At 58.8% G+C, this 22579-nt stretch carries 14 protein-coding genes; 8 read left to right on the forward strand and 6 right to left on the reverse strand.

From position 1 onward, the window contains the following. The first annotated feature begins 32 nt into the window (after window positions 1–32). On the forward strand, window positions 33–10016 hold the full coding sequence (locus FHS83_RS12505; RefSeq protein WP_167083285.1) for a YDG domain-containing protein: 9984 nt from the start codon (window positions 33–35) through the stop codon (window positions 10014–10016). A gap of 87 nt (window positions 10017–10103) precedes the next feature. Here the strand turns inward: FHS83_RS12505 and FHS83_RS12510 are convergent, their stop codons facing one another. Next, window positions 10104–10310: a TOBE domain-containing protein gene (locus FHS83_RS12510; protein ID WP_167083286.1), complete on the reverse strand. Its 207-nt coding sequence runs from the start codon at window positions 10308–10310 to the stop codon at window positions 10104–10106. 299 nt (window positions 10311–10609) lie between these two features. Here FHS83_RS12510 and nifA point away from each other — a divergent pair, with 299 nt between their 5' ends. The 5 genes from nifA to draG all read left to right on the forward strand — a co-directional run bounded on the left by nifA (window position 10610) and on the right by draG (window position 15827). Beyond that, the gene (nifA, locus tag FHS83_RS12515) at window positions 10610–12253 is read left to right on the forward strand and encodes a nif-specific transcriptional activator NifA (protein ID WP_167083287.1); all 1644 of its coding nucleotides are present in this window, start codon (window positions 10610–10612) and stop codon (window positions 12251–12253) included. 2 nt (window positions 12254–12255) lie between these two features. Next, window positions 12256–12861 (forward strand): nitrogen fixation protein NifQ, encoded by a 606-nt coding sequence (locus FHS83_RS12520; protein WP_167083288.1) that lies wholly within the window; start codon window positions 12256–12258, stop codon window positions 12859–12861. A gap of 113 nt (window positions 12862–12974) precedes the next feature. Continuing rightward, window positions 12975–14135, forward strand: a complete 1161-nt coding sequence (locus FHS83_RS12525; RefSeq protein WP_167083289.1) for an aminotransferase class V-fold PLP-dependent enzyme — start codon at window positions 12975–12977, stop codon at window positions 14133–14135. A gap of 1 nt (window position 14136) precedes the next feature. Continuing rightward, window positions 14137–14937 (forward strand): NAD(+)--dinitrogen-reductase ADP-D-ribosyltransferase, encoded by an 801-nt coding sequence (locus FHS83_RS12530; protein WP_167083290.1) that lies wholly within the window; start codon window positions 14137–14139, stop codon window positions 14935–14937. A 2-nt stretch (window positions 14938–14939) separates the two neighbouring features. Next, window positions 14940–15827: an ADP-ribosyl-[dinitrogen reductase] hydrolase gene (draG, locus tag FHS83_RS12535; protein WP_167085465.1), complete on the forward strand. Its 888-nt coding sequence runs from the start codon at window positions 14940–14942 to the stop codon at window positions 15825–15827. A gap of 112 nt (window positions 15828–15939) precedes the next feature. Here draG and pgm read toward each other — a convergent pair whose 3' ends face one another. The 5 genes from pgm to nifB form a co-directional block, all read right to left on the reverse strand. After that, window positions 15940–17589 (reverse strand): phosphoglucomutase (alpha-D-glucose-1,6-bisphosphate-dependent), encoded by a 1650-nt coding sequence (pgm, locus tag FHS83_RS12540; protein WP_167083291.1) that lies wholly within the window; start codon window positions 17587–17589, stop codon window positions 15940–15942. 110 nt (window positions 17590–17699) lie between these two features. Beyond that, on the reverse strand, window positions 17700–17906 hold the full coding sequence (gene nifT / locus FHS83_RS12545) for a putative nitrogen fixation protein NifT (protein WP_167083292.1): 207 nt from the start codon (window positions 17904–17906) through the stop codon (window positions 17700–17702). Window positions 17907–17915: 9 nt separating this feature from the next. Continuing rightward, window positions 17916–18185, reverse strand: coding sequence for a nitrogen fixation protein NifZ (locus FHS83_RS12550; protein WP_167083293.1), 270 nt, complete (start codon window positions 18183–18185; stop codon window positions 17916–17918). A gap of 2 nt (window positions 18186–18187) precedes the next feature. Continuing rightward, window positions 18188–18385, reverse strand: coding sequence for a 4Fe-4S binding protein (locus FHS83_RS19675; RefSeq protein ID WP_167083294.1), 198 nt, complete (start codon window positions 18383–18385; stop codon window positions 18188–18190). 11 nt (window positions 18386–18396) lie between these two features. Beyond that, window positions 18397–19887: a nitrogenase cofactor biosynthesis protein NifB gene (gene nifB / locus FHS83_RS12560; protein ID WP_167083295.1), complete on the reverse strand. Its 1491-nt coding sequence runs from the start codon at window positions 19885–19887 to the stop codon at window positions 18397–18399. Between the two features lie 328 nt (window positions 19888–20215). Here nifB and nifH point away from each other — a divergent pair, with 328 nt between their 5' ends. After that, window positions 20216–21094, forward strand: a complete 879-nt coding sequence (gene nifH / locus FHS83_RS12565; protein WP_167083296.1) for a nitrogenase iron protein — start codon at window positions 20216–20218, stop codon at window positions 21092–21094. Window positions 21095–21121: 27 nt separating this feature from the next. Beyond that, the gene (gene nifD, locus FHS83_RS12570; protein WP_167083297.1) at window positions 21122–22579 is read left to right on the forward strand and encodes a nitrogenase molybdenum-iron protein alpha chain; all 1458 of its coding nucleotides are present in this window, start codon (window positions 21122–21124) and stop codon (window positions 22577–22579) included.

Below are 22579 nucleotides of genomic sequence, written 5' to 3' on the forward strand. Positions count from 1 at the left end.
ACACTGAATCTCACCGCAAGAGGGTAAAGCCCATGCAGCGCAGTTTTTTCACCAATAAGTTAAAGGTCACTGTCGCGCTTTCGGCATTGTTTGTCGGCTATCCCGCATGGGCCAACCCCACCGGGGGAACGGTCGTAGGCGGCCAGGCCGTTATCTCCACACCAAGCTCCAACCAGTTAAATGTCAATCAGTCGACCAAGGTCGTGATCATCGACTGGAAGAAGTTCGACATCGCCAAGGGCGAAACCACGACCTTCATTCAGCCCGATGCCTCTGCGCTTGCCGTCAACCGCATCGGTGGGGCCGATCCGGCCAAGATCCTTGGCAACCTCATGGCCAACGGCAAGGTTATCCTGATTGACGGCAACGGCTTCATGTTCGGGCCCAATGCCAAGGTCAATGTCGGTGCGCTTGTCGCCACCACCTCGGATGCTTCCAATGCCGACATCATGTCGGGCAAGGCCAAATTCGATAAGCCGGGCAGCGCCAACGGTCAGATCATCAACTACGGCCAGATCACCGCGAATAGCGGCATGGTCGGGCTGGTGGCACCTTCGGTCACCAATAACGGCGTGATCCGCGCCAAGCTGGGGCAGGTGGCGCTCGGCGCGTCCAATGTCTTCACATTGGACTTCACCGGCGATGGCCTGATCTCCTTCCCGGTCGATCCCAATGTGATTGCTGCCGCGATTGATGCGAACGGCCAGCCGGTGAAGGCGCTTGTGGCCAATAACGGCCACATCGAGGCCTCCAGCGTGGTGCTTTCGGCGCGGGCTGCTGCGGCGCTCGTCACCAATGTGATTTCGGTGAAGGGTGAGATCGTTGCCCAGACCATTTCGCATAAGGGCGGCAAGATCATCCTGGATTCGGGTGTCGGCGCCGTCGCGCTGGAAGGTGCCAAGCTTGATGCCTCGGGCGCGAATGGCGGCGGCAGCATCTCGGTCGCGAGCGTCAACGCATCGCGGGTCACTGCAGACGCGGCCACGGTTTTGGATGCCTCCGCGACCAGCCAAGGCGACGGCGGCAGCATTGTGCTGAATTCGCTGAACACCAAATTCTACGGCACCGCCAGCGCAAAGGGCGGCAGCATCTCGGGTAATGGCGGCAAGATCGATACCTCGGGCCATGTCCTCGATGTGGCTGGGGCGAAAATCTCCACCGTCGCGCCGCATGGCAAGACCGGCGAATGGCTGATCGATCCGTACAACATCATCATTTCGAACGATGCCAGCACCGGTTCGGGCTATACCGCCACTGCTAACGATACGGTCATCAACGCCGACCAGATTTTGGACGCGCTGAAGAACAACAGCGTCTCTATCACCACGGGGGCGTCGAATGCCCCAGGTTCGCAAGCGGGCGATATCACGATTTCGACGGGGCTGAGCTGGAATAGCAGCAACACGCTGACCCTCGCGGCTGCCAACAGCATCAATGTCAACGCGCCGATCAGCTTGGCCAGCGGCGGCCTCAGCCTGACGGGCAAACATCTGAACTTTGCCGATAATGTAACCGTCTCGGGCGCGGGCTCCGTCGTCCTAACGGGGAGTGACTACACTTTTCTGGGAGGGCATTCGCTTAGCTTCACGGGTGGCAAGAACTCGGGAGCAACGCTGGCCATCAACGGTACGTCTTTCACGCTGCTTTATGGCTTCGACGACATTCAGGCGATAAGCTCCCCTGGCAAGTTGAGCGGTGCATACGCTCTCGCCAATTCGCTGGACGCGTCTTCCCTCACCACTTGGACGTCGATTGGTGACAGCTATAACGATTTGCCATTCGCCGGCATTTTCGAGGGCTTGGGACACACCGTCTCCAACCTTAGCTATACAGCAACGAAAAACACGACCGGCTTCTTTGGCTACACCTCGGGTGCGACCATTCGGGATTTCGGCCTGATTGATGGTGCCATTACCAGCGGGAACATCAACGCGGTGGGGCCGCTCGTGGGCACCGCCGAAAGCAGCCAGTTGCAGAACGTTTTTGCGAGCACCAGTGTCACCGGGACCGGCCAGTATGTCGGTGGTCTCGTCGGCAGCATCAGCGGTGATTCCAACATCATCAACGCGGCCGCATTCGGCGATATCACCGGTGGGCAAGATGTTGGTGGGTTGGTTGGGACGATATATGGGGGCCAGATTCTGAATGCCTATGCCACGGGCAGCGTCAAAGGCGGGCAGAATGCTGGCGGGCTTATTGGACACGCGGTTTCCAACAGCAACGCCACTTATATCGAAAATACCTATGCAAGCGGTGCCGTCTCCGGTGACGGGGTGTCTGGCGGCCTCATCGGGCGCGTAGACAATTTCTGTTCCACCTGCATCGATCAGACGACAATTTCCAATTCATATTGGAATACGGATACAGCCAACGTGACCGAGAGCATCGGCTCCGGAACCTATACAGGTAATGTATTTGGTGTTCCCACGAGCGTTCTGCAATCCGGCCCTGCCGGTCTCAATGCTTTGCCGTGGAACATCAAATCCGGGGCCAATCCCTATCTCAGCTTCCTGGTGTTACCGCAGACCACCATCTCCGGCACGGTCTATTCCGACCACGGTAAGACCACTCTTTCTGGCGTGAAGGTCTATGAGGTCCTGCTGGGCGGTTCCACCATCGTGGCGAATGCCACCAGCGGCAATGATGGCGCCTATTCAGTTGCGGCGCCGCAATCGAACGGCACTGCATTGTTGTTCCTGGATGGCGGCAGCGTCTTCGCCAATACGGTGGCGGAATACACGGGTTCCAGCCTTTCCGGCGTGAACCTCTATGGCGGCTATCTCACCTTCTTCAATACTTCCTCTGTAACGGTCACCTCTGCCCTTGACTCGCTGAAGAGCTTCATGAAGCCGGATGGCTTCTCCACCGGCGACTTCCTGTTTTCGCCATGGGGCGATGTTATCGTACCGACGGCTGGCCTTGATATCACCGCGAGTAGAAATCTTTCCGCCGATAGGGCGTTCAGCTTCGTCGGCACGAATGGACTTTACCTCACCGCAGGCGACGCGCTGTCGATTGACGCGCCGCTGACGGTTGAGAATGGCGCGCTCAATTTAACCGCCTATACGATGTCGTCGATGGCGAACCTCACGGCGTCAGGTGCCGCGGCTGTTTCACTTAATGTGGCCGTTCCCGCGAGCACGGTGTTTGGCGGTGGAACATCGCTCAGCTTCACCGGCGGCAAGAGCTCCGGTGCAACGCTGACCATTAACAATTCGCGCTACACGCTGCTCTATGACTTCGACGACATTCAGGCGATAAACTCCCCCAGTAAGTTGGACGGCGCGTACGCCCTCGCCAACTCGCTGGATGCATCCTCACTCACAAGCTGGAAGCCCATCGGCAACGCCGCGAATTCCTTCAGTGGCGTTTTCGAGGGCTTGGGTCATACCGTTTCCAACCTCAGCTATACGGTTGCGGGCTCGATGTCCGGCTTCTTCGGGACCGTAAGAAACGGCATCATTCGTGATTTCGGTTTGGTCGGCGGAACGATTACGGTTGCGAATGGCAACTCCGATATCGGCCCGTTGGCAGGCGAAGTCGCAAATTCTTTGATATTGAATGTCTACTCCTCCACGGACGTCAAAGGAAACGGCTGGTATGTGGGGGGGCTGATCGGCTTCCTCGACGCGGGTTCACGTCTTTACGGCGGCGCTGCGCATGGCAATGTCACCGGCGAGCAAAACGTCGGCGGTTTTGCCGGCGGGATTTACGAGGCTGCGGTAGGCAATGCCTATGCCACTGGCGATGTCTCTGCCTCGTATAGGGCAGGCGGTTTTGCCGGCGAGGTGAGTAGATATCAAGGCAGCGTCGCCGTCTCTAACGTTTATGCGAGCGGTGCTGTCTCCGCGACAGACTATAAAGGCGGACTGTTCGCAAATGTCGCCGAAATGTGCGCGCCTGCCTGTACAAATGTCGGGATCTATTTCTCGAACGCCTATTGGACCACGGATACCACGGGCGTCACCAATGGCATGACAGGAAAAGGCACGTATAGCGGCACGCTAACCGGCGTCACCACGGCACAATTGCGGGCCGCCGGTCTCGACGGTATGCAACCACCCGGCTGGGTTTATAAGGACGGGTTTAATCCTTATCTGCGTTTTGAGACTGCGCCCGCCAAGACCATCTCCGGCACGGTCTATTCCGACCACGGTAAGACCACACTCGCAAACGCGAATGTTTACGAACTGACGCTGGGGGATTCCTCGGTGGTGGCCAACGCCACCAGCGGCACCAATGGTACGTATTCGCTGGTCGCGCCAGATTCAAACGGCTCGGTGCTGCTGTTCTTGGATGGTGGAAGCGTTTTTGCCAACACCGTGGCGGAATACAAGGGCGCCAGCCTGTCTGGCGTGAACCTCTATGGCGGCTATCTCACCTTCTACAATACCTCTTCGGTCACGGTGGCCGCCGCGCTCAACACGCTGGCCGGTGCCGTGACGCCGAATGGCGTATCCGCACGTGATTTCCTCTTCAGTTCTTCCGGAAATAACGTGGCGCCCATGGCGGGACTCGACATCACCGCCACTGGCGACTTTTCGCTGGACGCCACGCTGAACTTCGCAGGTAGCAATGGCCTTTACTTGAATGTGGCCGGGAATTTCTCCAGCCAAGAGTTGAGCGCCCTGAGTATCGTCGATGGCGCACTGAACATTTCCGCCAAAAATATCGCTATTGGTTCCAATGTGACGGTGACCGGCGGCGGTATGGTCCAACTCAACACGGCACAGTCGGGGGATTATCAATTCCTCAATGGGCATTCGTTGCAGTTTACCGGCGGCAAGGATGCAGGGGCGTCGCTTTCGATCAATGGTACTGCGTACACGCTTCTATATTCCTTCGACGATCTCCAGGCGATCAATGCCACCTCGAATTCGCGTGGTGGAACTTACGCTTTGGCGAAGTCCCTTGATGGGCATTCCTTCAACGGCTGGACCCCAATCGGCGGGAGTAATGGCGGATTCAACGGAGTCTTCACTGGCCTGGGCAATACGGTTTCTAACCTTAGCTATGGCGTGACGTCAGTAAATGCGGGCTTCTTCGGCTATGTCGGCAATGGCGTGATCCGCGATTTCGGTGTTCTAGGTGGAACGATTTCTGGCTCGGCAGATTTTGTTGGCGGTGTGGTCGGCTACGCATGGAAGGCGACGCTTAAGAACGTCTACTCCACAGCCTCAATAACAGCAGATGGATCGTATCATGGCGGGCTGATCGGCTTTGCCGACACCTCCACCATAACCAACGCTTCCGCACGTGGTTCAGTCTCTGGGGCATACGTAATCGGTGGCCTTATTGGCACCCTTAATGAATCCACACTCATCAATGCCTATGCAACCGGGCCTGTCACAGCAAGCAAGGACACTATCGGTGGATTGATTGGCAATGTTGGGGCGTATTTCGGTTCAACCACGATCTCGAACGTTTATGCCTCTGGCCCCGTTACCGCCCCTTCATCGGCGCAGAATGTCGGGGGACTTCTCGGGATTGGCTATGGCTTCGGGACAAAGATCCTGACCAATGCCTATTGGAATAGCGAAACGTCCGGCACGCAGTTGGGGCTCGGCTCAACCGCCTCGGTCTACACTGGCGCCGCAGCAGGCCTGACGACGGCTCAATTGCGCCAAGGTCCCCAGGGCTTTGATCCAAGCGTTTGGGTCTTTAGCAACACCGCCAATCCGCGCTTGATCATTGAAAACCCGATACCGACGATTTCCGGCACGGTTTATACCTCGCGTGGTGGCAACGCGCTCTCCGGCGCCGATGTTTACGAAATTCTGATTGGCAACTCGTCGGTCGCCGGGACGGCCAAGAGCGGCACGGATGGCTCCTATTCGCTTTTTGCGCCTTCGTCCAATGGAGCGGTCCTGCTGTTCCTTGACGGGGGCAATGTTTTTGCGAATGCGGTGGTGGACTATAAGGGCCAAAGCTTATCGGCCATTGATCTCTTCGGTGGGTATCTGAGTTTCTACAATACCTCGGCGGTCACGGTTTCGGCCGCGCTCAACACGCTGTCGAGCTTTGTGCGGCCAGACAACTTTGCCGCTGGCGATTTCCTTTTCAATATTTCCGGGTCCAGCGTAATGCCCACGGCGTCGCTGGATATCACCGCGGCGGGGCCGCTGACCATCGATCAAGCGCTGACCTTCACCGGCACAAATGCGGGGTATTTCACTGCCGGTAATGGCGACATCACCGTCGCCAACGCCATCAATCTCGATAGCGGTCGCCTTATCCTGAACGCGACCGGTGCAATCGCGGTTAACGCCAAGGTCTCGGCCTCCGGTGCAGCGACAGTTTCGATGGTTGCCGGCACAAAGGCCGGAACTCTGCCGTGGCAAACGCTTACAGAGATCAGCTATGGGGTCGGCGGCGGCCTTGATTTTGGCAATACGGACAACGGGGCCAAGCTGTTCGTCAATCGGCAGGCCTACAAGCTCGTCTACTCGTTGGATCAACTGCAAGCGATCAACAGTGATCTTTCGGGCAGCTATGCCTTGGCGACGTCGCTGGACGGTTCCGCGCGTAAGAGCTGGACGCCGATCGGCAATGCCGCGAATAATTTTGCGGGCATCTTCGATGGCCTCGGCAATACTCTTTCTAATCTCAATTGGGATATGACGGGGGCTGATGAAGCTGGCCTGTTTGGTGTTGCTTCTGGCGTGTTGCGGAATATCGGGCTTGTCGGCGGCACGATGACCGGCAAGGGCGTGAACAATTTTGGTCCTCTCGCCGGACATTTGTCGGGCGTCGCCTATAACAGCTATTCGACTGTCAATGTTGTCGGTGATGGCTGTGATCTTTGCGGCGGTCTGATTGGTTATGTCGAATTGGGCAGCTTGGCTCAGAACGTCTTCGCCACGGGCAATGTCATCCTTAAGAACGGCAGTGAGTCTTCGGCTGCGGGTGGCCTGGCCGGCTCGGTCGAAGGTGGGATCAGCAACGGCGAAGCTTTCGGCGCCGTTATTGGCGGCAGTCATGCTGGCAGCATTGCGGGCTATCTGCCTACCTCCGGCGTTCTCAACAATGTCGTTGGTCTTGGCTATGTGAAGGCGGATGGCGTTTCCGGCGGGCTGGCGGGCTCGGCCTACGGAACGATCACCAACGGCTATTTCGATAGCGACACAACGGGCATTTCCTACAATCGCGGGGTCGGCGAGGGGCAGACCACGACGGGCTTCATTGGCCTCGGCACATCATACCTGCAATCGAATATGCCCGACGGGCTCACTTCCCCTGATTGGGGCTTCAATCTGGGCGCGGCTTATCCCTATCTCGCCAGTTTCTTCCCGAACGGGGTACAGACGGTTAGCGGCAAGGTCTACGCCAATTCGGATCAAGACGCGGCGCCGGGCCTGCGGGTGGGCGCTCTCGCCAATGGCAATAAGCTGGGCGAATCCGGCACGGGCTCAAATGGCTATTACTATATCTTCATGCCTGCCGGAACGCTCCAGAACGACAGCAACGTTCTTGCCTACCTCACGGGTGGGACGGTGCAAGCGAACACCTACCTCGTGAAAGGCGACGGCGCTTTGACGGACGCCAATCTCTATGTGGGTGATCTGCGCCTGATCTCGGGTGCGGCCAATCTTTCCACGATGTTTGATGGCTTGGCGTCGGCGCTGGGGAATATGAGCGGAGCCGATTACCTGTTCGCGGTGTCGAACGGAAAGGTGGCTCTTGGGTCTTCGACCAATCTCAATGTCTTGGAAACCGGCTTCAGCCTGAACATCGATCAGGCCATCACCACCACGGGCAATGTCGTTCTGAGCGCGGACGACGCAAGCGTGACGCAAAGTGAGGCGATCAAGGCAAATGCCTTGGTGCTGCGTGGGGTTAATACCAGCTTCACCTTGACCAACAGCGCCAATAACGTTTCCATTTTGGCGGATCGGCCCGTTTATGGTTCGTTGAGCTTCGTCAATAGCGGTGATCTGACCATCGGCACGGTGGCTGATGATAGCGGCCTGAGCGGGTTCCGCCTGATTTCGGTGAAGGCGGGCGGAAACCTCACGGTGGATGCGTCGGTGCAGGCCGCAGATGTGGTGTCGCTGCTCTCGGGCGGTGATCTCACAATCACTGAGAGTGGCTCTGTGTACAGCCGGAACAGCATCGTGTTATCGGCCGGCAAGGCTTTTGTGAATAACGGCGGCGCGACTGCGGTGACGTCGGAAGATGGCCGCTGGCTGATTTATTCGGCCGATCCCTCCAAAAACAGCTTTGGCGGTCTCGATAGCGGTAATACCGCGATTTGGAATGCCACTTACGATACCATGGCACCGGAAGGCATCGAGGCGAGCGGCAACCGTTATCTCTTCGTCAAGCAGCCGACGCTGACCATCACCACAACCGACCTTTCCAAGACCTATGGATCTAGTATCGGTTCGGCCTTGAGCGATGCCTATAAGATCGCAGGTTATGATGGGGGCCTTACGGGTGTGTATCTCGCCGATACGGCAGCCTCGGTGTTCAGCGGCACCCCCATCATCAGCTCGTTGGGTGCGGGTGCTGGCGCGAAGGCTGGCAGCTACACTGTCAATGCCGCGCAAGGCAGCATCGTTCTTCTCAATGGCTATGCGCTGTCGGCGCAAAACAATGGCGTGCTAACCGTTGATCCCAAGGTGCTGACGGCCGCCTTGACCGGCGTGGTGACCAAAATCTACGACGGCACTACCGCAGCCTCGCTGATGAATGGCAATTACGTGCTTTCCGGCATCGTCGGCAGGGACGCGGTTTCGGTGGCCAACACGTCGGGCAGCTTTGCAGACAAGAATGCGGGCAGCGGCAAGACCATCACGGTTTCCGGGCTGACGCTTTCGGGCGCCGATGCGGGGAATTATGTGTTGAGCGTCACCTCCGTCAGCGGCGATATCGGTGCTATCACGCCAGCAACGCTCAACGCCGCGCTCACGGGATCGGTGACGAAAGTCTACGATGCCACCACGCTGGCCGCGCTGGCCAATGGCAATTACGTCCTCACCGGCGTAATCGGCAAAGACATTGTGGTTCTCAACAATCCGGCCTCGGGAAGCTTCGACAGCAAGAATGTGGGGCAGGGTAAGACCATCACGGTTAATGGTCTGGCGCTTTCTGGGGAAGATGCCGGTAATTATGTTCTCGGAGCGACCACGATCTCCGGGGCCATTGGCGGCATCACGCCCGCAACCCTCAACGCGGTGCTTACTGGCTCTGTCACCAAGGTATATGACGGCACCACGCTGGCGACCCTCGGCAAAGGCAATTACGTGTTGAGTGGTGTGATTGGCAGCGACGGTGTCGTGCTTAACGGCCCGGCGACCGGCAGCTTCGATACCAAGAACGTCGCGAACGGGAAGACCATCACGGTTACGGGCGTCTCAATCGCGGGTGTGGATGCCGCCAATTACGTCCTGGCTGCCACCACGCTTTCGGGGGCATTGGGGGCGATCACGCCCGCCTCGCTGGTTCTGATCGCTAATGATGCGACCCGCCAGCAGGGCACGCCCAATCCGGGCTTTAGCTACTCTGTTTCGGGTTTGATGAGCGGCGATAATGCCTCTGTGGTCGGTGGCGTAACGGCGTCGACCTCAGCCGTTCAGGGCTCGCCCATGGGCAATTACGCGATCACCCTCTCGGGCGGCGAGGCCTCGAATTATGTGATTGTATCGCGCAAGGATGGGACGCTGGTGATCACTGCGCCTCCGGCCAATGGTGATGTTCCGGGCTACTACAATTCTGTGCCGGCGACGAACACCAATGCGAATGGCAGCGGTACAAGCAGCACCAGCGGCACAGCTCCTGGCCCTGTCGGCGCCAGCCCCTCGAGCGCGCCGCAGCAAGTTGTTCCGGGGCAAACCGGTGCTGGCGGATCGATCTTCTGTTCGGTCTCCAACGGCAGTTCTACGACTGAAACCTGCAGCACGAATTCGGCGCGTAACGATGTGCGCGGGAAAACGAAGTATGCCGCAGAGATGAAACTGCAGCGCCGGACCGAAGCCGAAAAGCCCGTTTCCAAGAAGAACAATCGCAAGGCCTGAAACGGCTGGCACTCATAAAGCCGCGCCATCCCTCACAGGATGGCGCATTTTTTTATTGAAACCAGTGTATCTCTTTTCGATGTGGCGCTATTTGGCGACCAGCACGTCGGAGGCTTTGATAATGGCAACAGCGTCATCGCCCGCCGCGAGGCCAAGATCGTCCACGGCTTCATTGGTAACGGAAGCGGTAACAACCACGCCGCCGCCGATATCGATACGGACATGGGCTGTAGTCTGCCCCTTGGTCACATCGATCACCTTGCCTTTGAATTGATTTCTTGCACTGAGCTTCATGCTACGCATCCCTTCCAGAGCCTTCTTGCGGAGGATGCCTCAGCGTTGCGAGAACGCCAAGGCTCAAGACGTTGATGGGCCGACCGCCCTGCAAAGAGGCGGCATTACGCCTAACGCCTAAGCAATTTGCGAAAGCCTAGCCATTTCCGCGGCAATAATACCATGCCGGAACGAGGATTCGCCGTTGAAGCTGCAAATGAACCACTAGGATCAGGTGGACTTCATCATGCATTATAACGCGCCAGGAAGGGTTGGACACAAAAGCAGGGAGGACCGCGAAGATCGGCACAGGAGCGGTCATGAAGGCGGTCGTAACGGATCGAAGCCAGTTGGAATTGCTGGCCTCGCGCAACCGGGCGGAAATGGCGCTCGGCGGCATCTATGAGATTTCGAAGCTGCTGGCATCTCCGAACCGGCTGGAGCCGACGCTTTCGGGCGTCTTGGCATTGCTCGCGAGCTTCTTGGATTTGCGGCGCGGTCTCATCGCCTTGCTCACCCCGGAAGGCCAGCCGGAATTGGTCGTCGGCTCGGGGTGGAGTGCCGCCAATGCCCGCCAATATTTTGAACGTCTTCCGGAGCGCGCCATTGGGCAGATCGTGGTCACCAAAATGCCTATGGTCGTGCCGGACATTTCGCGCGACCCGTTGTTCTCCGCTTACGATACCGGGGGCGACAGCGAGGGGGCGGCGGTCTCTTTCATGGGCGTTCCGATCAAACAGGGCGACACGGTTATCGGCACGCTGACCATAGATCGGGTGCAGCACAGGGATCGTCCGGTCCCGTTCGACAGCGATGTGCGATTCCTCACCATGGTAGCCAATCTTCTCGGCCAGGCGCTGCGCTTGCATAAGATCGTGGCGCAGGATCGTGAACGCTTGCTCTCCGAACAGGCGCGACTTGCCAAAGTCCAAGAAGAGGTCAAGGGCGGGCATGTTCCTCCGGGCGCCAAGGGGATCATCGGCAATAGCACGGCGTTGCGCGGCGTGATGGATAAGGTCAAGCGCGTCGCGAAATCCAATTCGACCATCATGCTGCGCGGCGAAACCGGCACGGGCAAAGAGATGTTTGCCAACGCCATTCATGCGCTTTCACAGCGCAAATCTGGACCCTTTATCAAATTGAATTGTGCTGCATTGCCGGAAAGCGTGCTTGAATCTGAACTCTTCGGGCATGAGAAGGGCGCTTTCACCGGCGCTCTGGCATTGCGAAAGGGCCGGTTTGAGCTGGCTCATGGCGGCACGCTGTTTCTGGACGAGATCGGCGAAATTTCCGGTGCCTTCCAGGCGAAGCTCCTGCGTGTTTTGCAGGAAGGCGAGTTCGAGCGCGTTGGCGGCTCGCGGACGATTAAAGTGGATGTGCGGCTCGTCTGCGCCACCAATCGCGATCTTGAAGCAGAGGTCGCCAAAGGTGCGTTCCGCGCGGATCTCTATTTCCGCCTTGCGGTGGTGCCGATTTTCCTGCCGCCACTGCGCGAGCGGCGTGAGGATATTGCGCCTCTCGCCAAGGAATTTCTGACTCGCTTCAATCAGGAGCACGACACCCAGCTCGCGCTGAACCCCGCAGCGATCGCGATGCTGGAATCCTGTTATTTCCCTGGCAATGTGCGCGAACTTGAGAATTGCATCCGTCACACCGCGACGCTCGCACGCGAGAAGAATTTGGCCGATGGCGACTTTCCTTGCCAGAACGACGGCTGCCTCTCGGCCATGCTATGGAAGGGCGCGCGTGCCGATCAGCCCCGGCCGCCTTCTCCCGTCCAATCACATCCCGCGGCGTCCGTTGAGCCGGAAAAGCCTGAGCCAGAGCTGGACCGGGCGACCTTGATGGAGGCGATGGAAAAATCCGGCTGGGTGCAGGCGAAAGCCGCACGCATCCTCGGCGTTACCCCGCGGCAAATCGGCTATGCCCTGAAGAAACAGGGCATCCCTCTGAAGAAGTTCTGACCATGACCCCGGATGAAGCGTATCACTGGCTGATTGGTGAGGGCGATGCGTCCTTCGAGAAACATGTTCTGGCCTCCATACTCGCGCTCTCGCTCGCGGAGGGCTATGAGCTTGGACGTCCCTTGAACGAAATGGCGGGCTATGATGGCCTTCCGGAACTGCTGGCGGCGATGTTTCCGCATGCGGTATCCGCGCTGGCGGGCATGAGCGCTTTGCAACGTGAAACCGACGAAACCTGTCTGTTCGATCTTCTGCTGTCGGGAACGAGTGACGGCTCTGCGCTGCAAAAGCTCTTGGCCAGCCTTATCGCGCGGCGGGCGCAGCGTCCCAATCATCTCTGGCAGGATTTAGGGCTTCGCAGCCGCGCCGAGCTTTCCGAATTGATGGCCACCCATTTCGCCCCGCTGGCGCGCCGTAACCGCAGTGACATGAAGTGGAAGAAGTTCTTTTTCCGCACCCTGTGCTCGGACGAGGAATATGTGCTCTGCATGGCGCCAAGCTGCGGTGAATGCACCGATTTCGATAATTGTTTCGGGGAGGAAAACGGTGAGTCTTTCCTCGCCCAGCTTCGGCGCGATGGCGAACGCGCCCTCGAGGCACCGCGCTAACATTTTGTCGGCCATTGTCGGATTCACGACAAGGGTAATCCCAGGGATTCCGGCCTTATTTGCTGGCACTAACCTTGCTGGAGTGGTCTTGACGGTTTTCGCCGGAGACTGCCATGCGCTGGGCCTATTTCGATAACAATGCCACCACCCGGACCGCCCCTGAGGTGGTTGAGGCCATGCTGCCCTTCTTCACAGGGAGTTTCGGCAATCCGTCCTCAAGCCATGATTTCGGCAAAGCTGCCGCGGTGGCGATGTCGGGCGCGCGCCGCCAGGTGCAAACGCTCATTGGCGCCGAACACGAGCAGGAAATCGTCTTCACCTCAGGCGCGACCGAGGCCAACAATGCCGCCCTCTTGCAGGCGCTCCGGCGTGAGGATCGCAATGAGGTGATTGTCTCAACTGTGGAGCATCCCGCCATTCTCGGCGTGGTGGCCGATCAGGAAAAGCATCACGGCGTGATCGTGCACCGCATCGGGGTGGATGGGCGCGGGCGGCTCGATATGGTGGCTTTAACCCGGGTGCTCAGCCGAAGGACCGCACTGGTCTCCGTGATGTGGGCCAATAACGAAACCGGCACCATCTTCCCTGTGGCCGAGATTGCGGCCTTGGCGCATGAGGCGGGGGCCTTGATGCATTGTGATGCGGTGCAGGCGGTGGGAAAATTGCCGATCGACGTGAAGTCCACCAAGATCGATATGCTTTCGCTCTCTGCCCATAAATTTCACGGGCCGAAGGGTATAGGTGCGCTGTACTTGCGCAAATCGACCAAGTTCCGCGCCTTTCTACGGGGCGGGCGGCAGGAGCGGGCGCGTCGCGCGGGCACCGAAAATGTTCCCGCCATCGTCGGCCTCGGTAAAGCGGCGGAGCTGGCAGTTCAGCGCTTGCCCGAGGATGGGCTTCGCATTGCAGCGTTGCGCGACAGGCTAGAACACGCCGTGCTCATCTGCATAGAGGGCTCAGCCGTGCTGGGAGACCGGGAGCATCGTGTGCCCGGTACATCCGCAATCGCCTTTGCAGGTGCGGATTCCGAAGAAGTTCTTTTCCGCTTGAATAAAGCCGGTATCGCCGCCTCTTCGGGCTCGGCCTGCACCTCTGGCAATATTGAGCCGAGCCACGTTTTGAAGGCCATGCGCGTGCCCTATGCGAGCGCCATGGGCGCGGTGCGGTTCTCTCTATCTCGGGCAAATACCGCGGAGGATATCGAGCATCTGATGCAGGTGCTGCCCGGTATTGTTGCGGGTTCCCGCTCGCCCTCGGCTGCGTTGGCGAGCTGAGATGCAAGCGGATCGCGGCCATTCGACCAATCTCGTCGGGGTCCCCACGGGGCTGATCGCCTCCACCGCCTTTAATGCCAATCCGGTATCACTGCACATCGCCAGTGTCTGCGATTCCAATCGCTCGCTGTTCAGGATGCTGGCCGAAGCGGACACCCCGGCCATCGCCGCGGGGATGTTCGAATCCTATATGGCCACCATGTTCGATCTCGATGACCAAGACCGAGATGGACGTGGTCCGGCACGTTTCAAGGCCTCAAGCTATCTGCGTTTGTTGCGCGGCTGGGGTTATGAGGCCAACTCGCCGGAAGGGGCGGTGCTGAAAGGCTGGGTGGAAAGCCGCTTCGGTCTGTTTCCGACCTTCCATAAGGCGCCGATCCAGAAATTCTGGGACAAGACATGGATCACCTATGTCGAAGAAAAAATGTCGAGCCGCTTTCACTCCAATGCGATCCAAAGCCAGCTCGATCTGCTCTTCGAATTCTCCCAATGGGCGCTGGCGCGCTTTCATGCGCCGGGTAAGACGCATATCCGGCTCTATCGCGGCACGAACAATTTCGAGGAGCAGCAACTTCTCGCCCGCCCCGATAAGCGGCATGTGATCGTGCGGCTGAACAGCCTCTTATCCTTCACCAGCGACCGCGACACCGCTTCCAGCTTCGGCGACACGATTCTGGAAGTGGAGGTGCCGGTGGTGAAAATCCTCTTCTTCAACGAGCTCTTGCCCAAACATGCGCTGAAGGGCGAGGGCGAATATGTGGTGATCGGCGGCGATTACGAGGCTAAAGCCCTCTATTACTGATGCTGGACGATAAAACGCTGATGGATCGCGCACTGGGGGCCTATCTCGGCCTCGCGGTGGGCGACGCCTTGGGCGCGACGGTCGAATTCATGACACATCGCGAGATCGCCCATAAATATGGCGAGCACAACAAGATCATCGGCGGCGGCTGGCTGAAGCTGAAACCTGGCGAGGTGACCGACGACACCGCGATGAGCCTTGCCCTGGGCCGCGCCCTGATCCGCATCAACGGTTTTGATGTGATGGCGGTGTGCGAAGAGTTCCTCGCCTGGTTCCGCACCAAGCCGGTCGATATCGGCAATACCTGCCGGCGGGGTATCTCGCGCTATCTGCACGAGGGCACCGTCACCAAAGAATATGCCGATGGCGATGCCGGCAATGGCGCGGCGATGCGTATTCTGCCGGTAGCACTGGCAAGTCTGGGCTTGCCGGAAAAGCTCGCAGAATGGACCATCGCGCAATGCCACATCACCCATAACCATCCCTTATCGGATGATGCCACGCTCGCCCTGGCGCGGATGGTGCAAGCTTTGCTTTCCGGTGGTGGGGTGAAGGCGGTGCGTGCGCTCGCCAATGGCTTGATCGAGGCGCACCGCAATTTCCGCTTCACGCCGTTTCATTCCACCTCATCGCCTTATATCGTCGACACCATGCAGACCGTGCTGCATTTCTATTTTCGCAGCGATAATTTCAGATCGTATTTGATCGATGTCGTGAACCAGGGGGGGGACGCCGATACTACCGGGGCCATTGCAGGCATGCTCGCGGGCGCGACCTATGGTGTGTCGGGCATCCCGCAAGATTGGCTGAAAAAGCTCGACCCCAAAACCGTCGCCGAAATCCGCGCCCAGGTGCCGAAGCTGTTGGCGATCGCAAAAAAGACGGCCTAGCTTCGAAAGAGTTCTATTCTTCCGTCATGGCCGGCCTCCGTGCCGGCCATCCAGAATCCCGCTTGATGCGCTGGATGGCCGGGTCAAGCCCGGTCATGACGACGAAACAAAATCAACCCTTCTCAAATACCTTGGTCAGCGCGGCTTTGGCGTCGTTTTGAATCTGCTTCAGGTGATCCTGGCTGATGAAGCTTTCGGCATAGATCTTATAGACCTCTTCGGTGCCCGAGGGCCGCGCCGCGAACCAGCCGTTTTGCGTTACCACCTTCAACCCGCCAATCGGCTGATTGTTGCCCGGCGCGCGGGTCAGCTTGGCGTCGATTTTCTCTCCCGCCAGTTCCGTCGCCTCGAACTGTTCCGGGCTCATGCTGGAGAGCTTTTTCTTCTGCTCGCCCGTCGCGGGCGCATCGATGCGCTGGTAATGCGAATGGCCGAGCCCGTCGGTGACCTCGTCATAAAGCTTCTGTGGGTCCTTACCGGCCTTGGCGGTGATTTCCGCGGCGAGCAGCCCCAGGATCAGCCCGTCCTTATCGGTGGTCCAGACGCCGCCATCCTTGCGCAGGAAGGAGGCGCCCGCGCTTTCTTCGCCGCCGAAGCCCAGCGAGCCGTCACTCAATCCCGGCACGAAGAATTTGAAGCCCACCGGCACTTCCACCAGCTTGCGGCCAAGCTTCTTCGCGACGCGATCGATCATGCTGGAGGAGACTGCCGTCTTGCCGATGCCGCAATCGGCGCCCCAATGCGGCCGGTTGGCGAAAAGATAGGCCACAGCGGCGGCGAGATAGGTGTTGGGGTTCATCAGCCCGGAGGGGCAGACGATACCGTGGCGGTCTGTGTCTGTGTCATTGGCAAAGGCGATATCGAATTTATCGCGCAGCGCGATCAGGCTCGCCATGGCGAAAGGCGAGGAGCAATCCATGCGGATCTTGCCGTCCCAATCCGCCGTCATGAAGCGGAAGGTGGGGTCCACCGCCTCGTTCACAATGGTCGCGTTCAGCTTGTAGCGCTCGATCACCGGCTGCCAGTAATGCACCGCCGCGCCGCCCAAGGGATCGATGCCAAGCTTCACGCCCGAGGCGCGGATCGCCTCCATATCGACGACATTTGTCAGATCGGCGACATAGGGTGTCGTATAGTCAAAGAGGTGGATGCAAGCCGCCTTCTTGGCCAGGGTATAGGAGATGCGCTTCACACCCTCCAGTTTCGCAGCCAGGAATTCATTGGCCTTGTCCTGAATCCACTTGGTCGCGTCGGTATCGGCGGGGCCGCCATGGGGCGGGTTGTATTTGAAGCCGCCCTCGTCAGGCGGGTTGTGCGAGGGGGAGACGACAATGCCGTCCGCCAAGCCGCTCGTCCGTCCGCGGTTGTAGCTCAGGATGGCATGGCTCACCACCGGCGTCGGCGTATAGCCATGCTTGTCATCGATCATGGTCTCCACGCCATTGGCCGCCAGAACTTCCACCGCGCTGATAAAGGCGGGTTCCGACAGAGCATGGGTGTCGATGCCGAGGAACAAGGGGCCGTCCACGCCCGCCTGTTTGCGGTAGAGGCACACCGCCTGGGTGATGGCGAGGATATGGGCCTCATTGAAGGCGGTGTTGAAGGACGAGCCGCGATGGCCGGAGGTGCCGAAGGCGACCTTTTGCGTGGCGACCGCGGGATCAGGCGTCTGGGTGTAATAGGCACTGATGAGGCGGGGGATATTGGTCAGCAAGGAGGGGGGAACCGGCTTGCCAGCCAGGGGATTCGTCGTATCAGCCATGTCGTATCTCGTCTCTAGGTGCCGTAACGAAGGCGCCGTCCGGCGCGCTTTCGCCGGACTATAACGGCACTTCATGGGGCAGGCGAGACGGAGCTTTGACGTTCAGGCGATCAACTCTCCAGCCGCCGCGCCTCCACGCTGATCGGCAGGCGGGTGTCCGCCGCCATCTCGGGCAGCTGGAACACCCAGCCATTGGCAAGCTTGACCTTGCCGCCCCACATCCCGGGCGTTTCCAATTCCACGACCTTCTCTTCGAGGTCTTTCTTGGCGATATAGACCGAAAGGTCCTCGCCAACTTTGCGCAACATGATTTTCACGGCGGGGCGTTATCCTTCAAAAGCCTCAACCAGTTCGAGTTCCTTGGCGCGCATGCCGACCACGACACAGCGTTCCAGAAAATCGATCTCATAGATGAAATAGCGCTGCAGGAAGGTTCCCACCCCGCGCACATAGCCGATCTCGCCTTTCTCGATCAAAAGATCTCCGATGCGCTTGCCCAGGAAGGAGCCATCATTCCTGACAAGCGCCTTGGCGCGCACCTTGTCGCCCAACGCAAACTCCGGCGGAAAGGCGAGTTCGACGATATCGTCCGCCATGCCTAGAATGCCTGTACGCAGGTCTTGGGCACGGGGCAGGCGGCGGCGCATTGCGGGGTATCGAAGAAGCCCGCGCATTCGGTACATTTGGTCTCATCGATGATGAACACGGCACCGCTCTCCTTGATCGCCTTGTTGGGGCATTCGAATTCGCAGGCGCCGCAACCGGTGCATTTCTTTGCGATGATTTTATAGGCCATGATGTTCGTCCTTATGCTGAAGCGCTGGCGGCAGCGGCGCCTTTATGGCCCGCGTACCAGGTGATGGCGGAAGCCTCGATGTAGTCGAAGGCGTAGTCGTCGCTGGCGATGATGCCGGCCTCAGCGAGGCGCTGTTTGGGCTTGTCGCCGATCTTGGCGCAAAGCACCGCGGCGACGCCTTCCAGTGCGGCAAGGGTGGTGGTCATGGCATCGCCGTCATCCGTGCCGCCGACGCAATATTTGTCGGTGCGGCGATGGCTGATGAATTTCGCACCCGCCGAGGTGACTTCGAAAATCTGGAACTCGGTGGCATGGCCGAAATGCTGGTTGATGCGGCCGCCACCCTTGGTCGCGATGGCGACCAGCAGGGGTGTTTCGGCGATCTTTTCCGGGGCGCTTGCCATCTCTTTTGCCTTTTGCCGGTCGGCCCGCTCGCGTTCGACCACCGAAAGATACATTTCGCGTTTCTTGGGGTCGTAGGGCTTGGCCTCGGTGAGCTTTTCCAAGGTGAATTCGGCGCCACGATCCTCGCCCAGCATGCCGACGGCATCGGCACGGCATTGGCGGCAATGGCGCATCAGCTTGGCGTCCCCGCCTAAACTGTCTTGCACTTTGCGAAGCTCCGCCGGCGTTGGCCCGCGCTGCCCGGTAAGGCCGAAATGCGTCCCAAAGGCCGGATCGGAAATCAGGGGCATGACATTGTGCAGGAAGGCGCCGCGGGCGCGCACCGCCTTGTTCACCTCAATCAGATGTTCGTCATTGATACCGGGGATCAGCACCGAATTGACCTTGACCAGAATGCCTTTGGCGGTCAGCGCTTCGAGGCCTTCCATCTGGCGTTCATGCAGAATCCGCGCGGCGTCCAAGCCTTCCCAGCGCTTATGGCGGAAGAAAATCCAGGGATAGATCTCAGCGCCAATTTCCGGGTCCACCATATTGATAGTGATGGTGACGTGATCGATGCCCATGGCCGCAATGGTTTCGACATGATCGGGCAGGGCCAGACCATTGGTGGACAGGCAGAGCTTGATATGCGGCAGGGCCTCATGGATCAGCTCGAAGGTGCGGAAGGTTTTGGGAGCATTGGCGAGGGCATCGCCAGGTCCCGCCACGCCCACTACGGAAAGCTGCGGCACTTCGGCGGCCACCGCCATGACCTTACGCGCGGCTTCTTCCGCCGAAAGTTTCTCGCTCACCACACCGGGGCGGCTTTCGTTGGAGCAGTCATATTTGCGGTTACAGTAATGGCACTGGATGTTGCAGGCAGGCGCTACCGCCACATGCATACGCGCAAAATAATGATGCGCGTCTTCGCTATAACAGGGATGGTCTTGAACCTTGGCCCAAATCTCTTCGGGTAAATCCTCCGGCCCCGCCGAACTGCCGCAAGAGGTCGCCTTGCCATTACTCTTCGCCGAGCAGCCACTCACCCGCGGCTTTGACACATCAAAGCGGGTGATGCTGGACAGGGGTACGATATTGGTCGGGAGATGTTCAGACATGTCCGCCAAGCTGAGAACCACGCGCGACTATCTGCATTCACCGTGCCAGAACGCTAAACACGCAGAATTCCGGGCAATTCGCAAAACGCGCGGCGTATGCATTGGCTGACGTCAGACAATTGTCTGATGCGTGTCGTGTTCCAGCCGACAAACGGAGTGTCGGATGGCTTTGTCGGATTGTCGACATGCGGGTTGATCCCTTCTGCCGCACCCGTCTCGAAAAGAAATGGCGCATTTCCGCGAAATCATTCGCTTTGGCCGCGCGCAAAGCGGGTTGGCACGGCGATTGCTCCTATGCTCTCGGGTTCGAGACTTTGAGGAGCATCTCATGGCAGCGTTGCGACAGATTGCATTCTACGGCAAGGGCGGTATCGGCAAGTCGACCACCAGCCAAAACACCTTGGCGGCCTTGGCCGAGATGGGCCAGAAGATCCTGATCGTCGGCTGCGATCCGAAAGCGGACTCCACGCGCCTCATCTTGCATGCCAAGGCGCAGAACAGCGTGCTCTCGCTCGCTGCGGAAGCGGGCAGCGTGGAAGACCTCGAGCTCGAGGATGTGCTGAAGACCGGTTATCGCGACATCCGTTGCGTAGAATCGGGCGGCCCGGAACCGGGCGTCGGCTGCGCCGGCCGTGGCGTTATCACCGCCATCAACTTCCTCGAAGAGAACGGCGCCTATGAAGGCGTGGATTATGTCTCCTACGACGTCTTGGGCGACGTGGTGTGCGGCGGCTTCGCCATGCCGATCCGCGAAAACAAGGCGCAGGAAATTTACATCGTGATGTCGGGCGAGATGATGGCGCTCTATGCCGCCAACAACATCGCCAAGGGCATTCTGAAATATGCCTCCTCCGGCGGCGTGCGCCTTGGCGGGCTGATCTGTAACTCGCGCATGACCGACAAGGAGCTCGATCTTGCTGAAGCGCTCGCCAAGCGCCTCAACTCCAAGCTCATCCATTTCGTGCCGCGCGATAACATCGTGCAGCATGCCGAGCTGCGCCGCATGACGGTGCTGGAATACGATCCGGAATCCAAACAAGCCGAGGAATATCGCCAGCTCGCGCGCAAGATCCATGAAAATGGCGGCAAGGGTACGATCCCGACCCCGATCACCATGGAAGAGCTCGAAGAAATGCTGATGGAATTCGGCATTCTGAAGCCGGAAGACGAAACCATCGTCGGCCAGGCCAAGAAGGTCTCCGCGTAAATCTTAGCGCCCTGCAGGAGAAGTGGTATGGACGCAGAAACAAAAGCCGCGCGCAAGCAGCTGGTAGAAGAGGTCTTGGCGGAATATCCCGCCAAGACCGCCAAGAAGCGCGCCAAGCATATCAATGTCTATGAATCGCCCAATCCCGATTGCGGGGTGAAGTCGAACATCAAATCCATCCCGGGTGTGATGACCGTGCGCGGCTGTGCTTATGCCGGCGCCAAGGGCGTGGTCTGGGGCCCGATCAAGGACATGGTGCATATCAGCCATGGTCCGGTCGGCTGTGGCCAATACTCCTGGGCGCAGCGCCGCAACTACGTTTCCGGCGGCGTGATGGGCGTGAATTCCTGGGTGACGATGCAGATCACCTCCGATTTCCAGGAAAAAGACATCGTGTTCGGCGGCGACAAGAAGCTGGACAAGATGGTCGACGAAATCGAACAGATGTTCCCGCTTAATAAGGGCATCTCGGTGATGAGCGAATGCCCGGTGGGCCTCATCGGCGACGACATCGAAGCGGTTTCCAAGCGCAAGTCCAAGGAGATCAACAAGGTCATCGCGCCGGTGCGGTGCGAAGGCTTCCGCGGCGTGTCGCAGTCCTTAGGCCATCACATCGCCAATGACGTGATGCGCGATTACATCGTCGATAAGGCGGTGGCCAAGAATGCCGACCAGCACTTTGAATCGACGCCGTATGACGTGCTCATCGTCGGCGATTACAATATCGGTGGCGACGCCTGGGCGAGCCGTATCCTTCTGGAAGAAATGGGCCTGCGTGTCATCGGCCAATGGTCGGGTGACGGATCGGTGGCGGAAGTCGAGAATGGCCCGCGCGCCAAGCTCAATCTCATCCACTGCTACCGTTCGATGAACTACATCTGCCGGCACATGGAAGAGAAATACGGTATTCCATGGATCGAATATAACTTCTTCGGCCCCAGTCAGATCGCCAAATCCCTGCGCGCCATCGCGACGCTGTTTGACGAGAAGATCCAGGAAGGCGCCGAGCGCGTCATCGCCAAGTATCAGCCGATGGTCGATGCCATTCTGGCCAAATACAAGCCCCGGCTCGATGGCAAGAAGATCATGATCTATGTCGGCGGGCTTCGTCCGCGCCACGTTTCCGATGCCTATTCGGACCTTGGCATTGAAGTGACGGCGACGGGCTACGAATTCGCCCATAACGACGATTACCAGCGCACCACGCATTACATCAAAGACGGTACGCTGGTTTACGACGATGCGTCGGAATTCGAACTTGAACGCTTTGTGCAGGCCTTGCGTCCCGATCTCGTCGGGTCTGGCATCAAGGAGAAATACGGCACCCAGAAAATGGGTGTGCCGTTCCGCCAGCTCCATTCCTGGGACTATTCCGGTCCCTATCACGGCTATGACGGCTTTGCGATTTTCGCGCGCGATATGGACCTCGCGGTGAACAATCCCGTCTGGAAAATGCACAAGGCTCCGTGGAAGAAGGGCGCATAA

This window comes from Rhizomicrobium palustre (assembly GCF_011761565.1).
Lineage (GTDB): Bacteria > Pseudomonadota > Alphaproteobacteria > Micropepsales > Micropepsaceae > Rhizomicrobium > Rhizomicrobium palustre.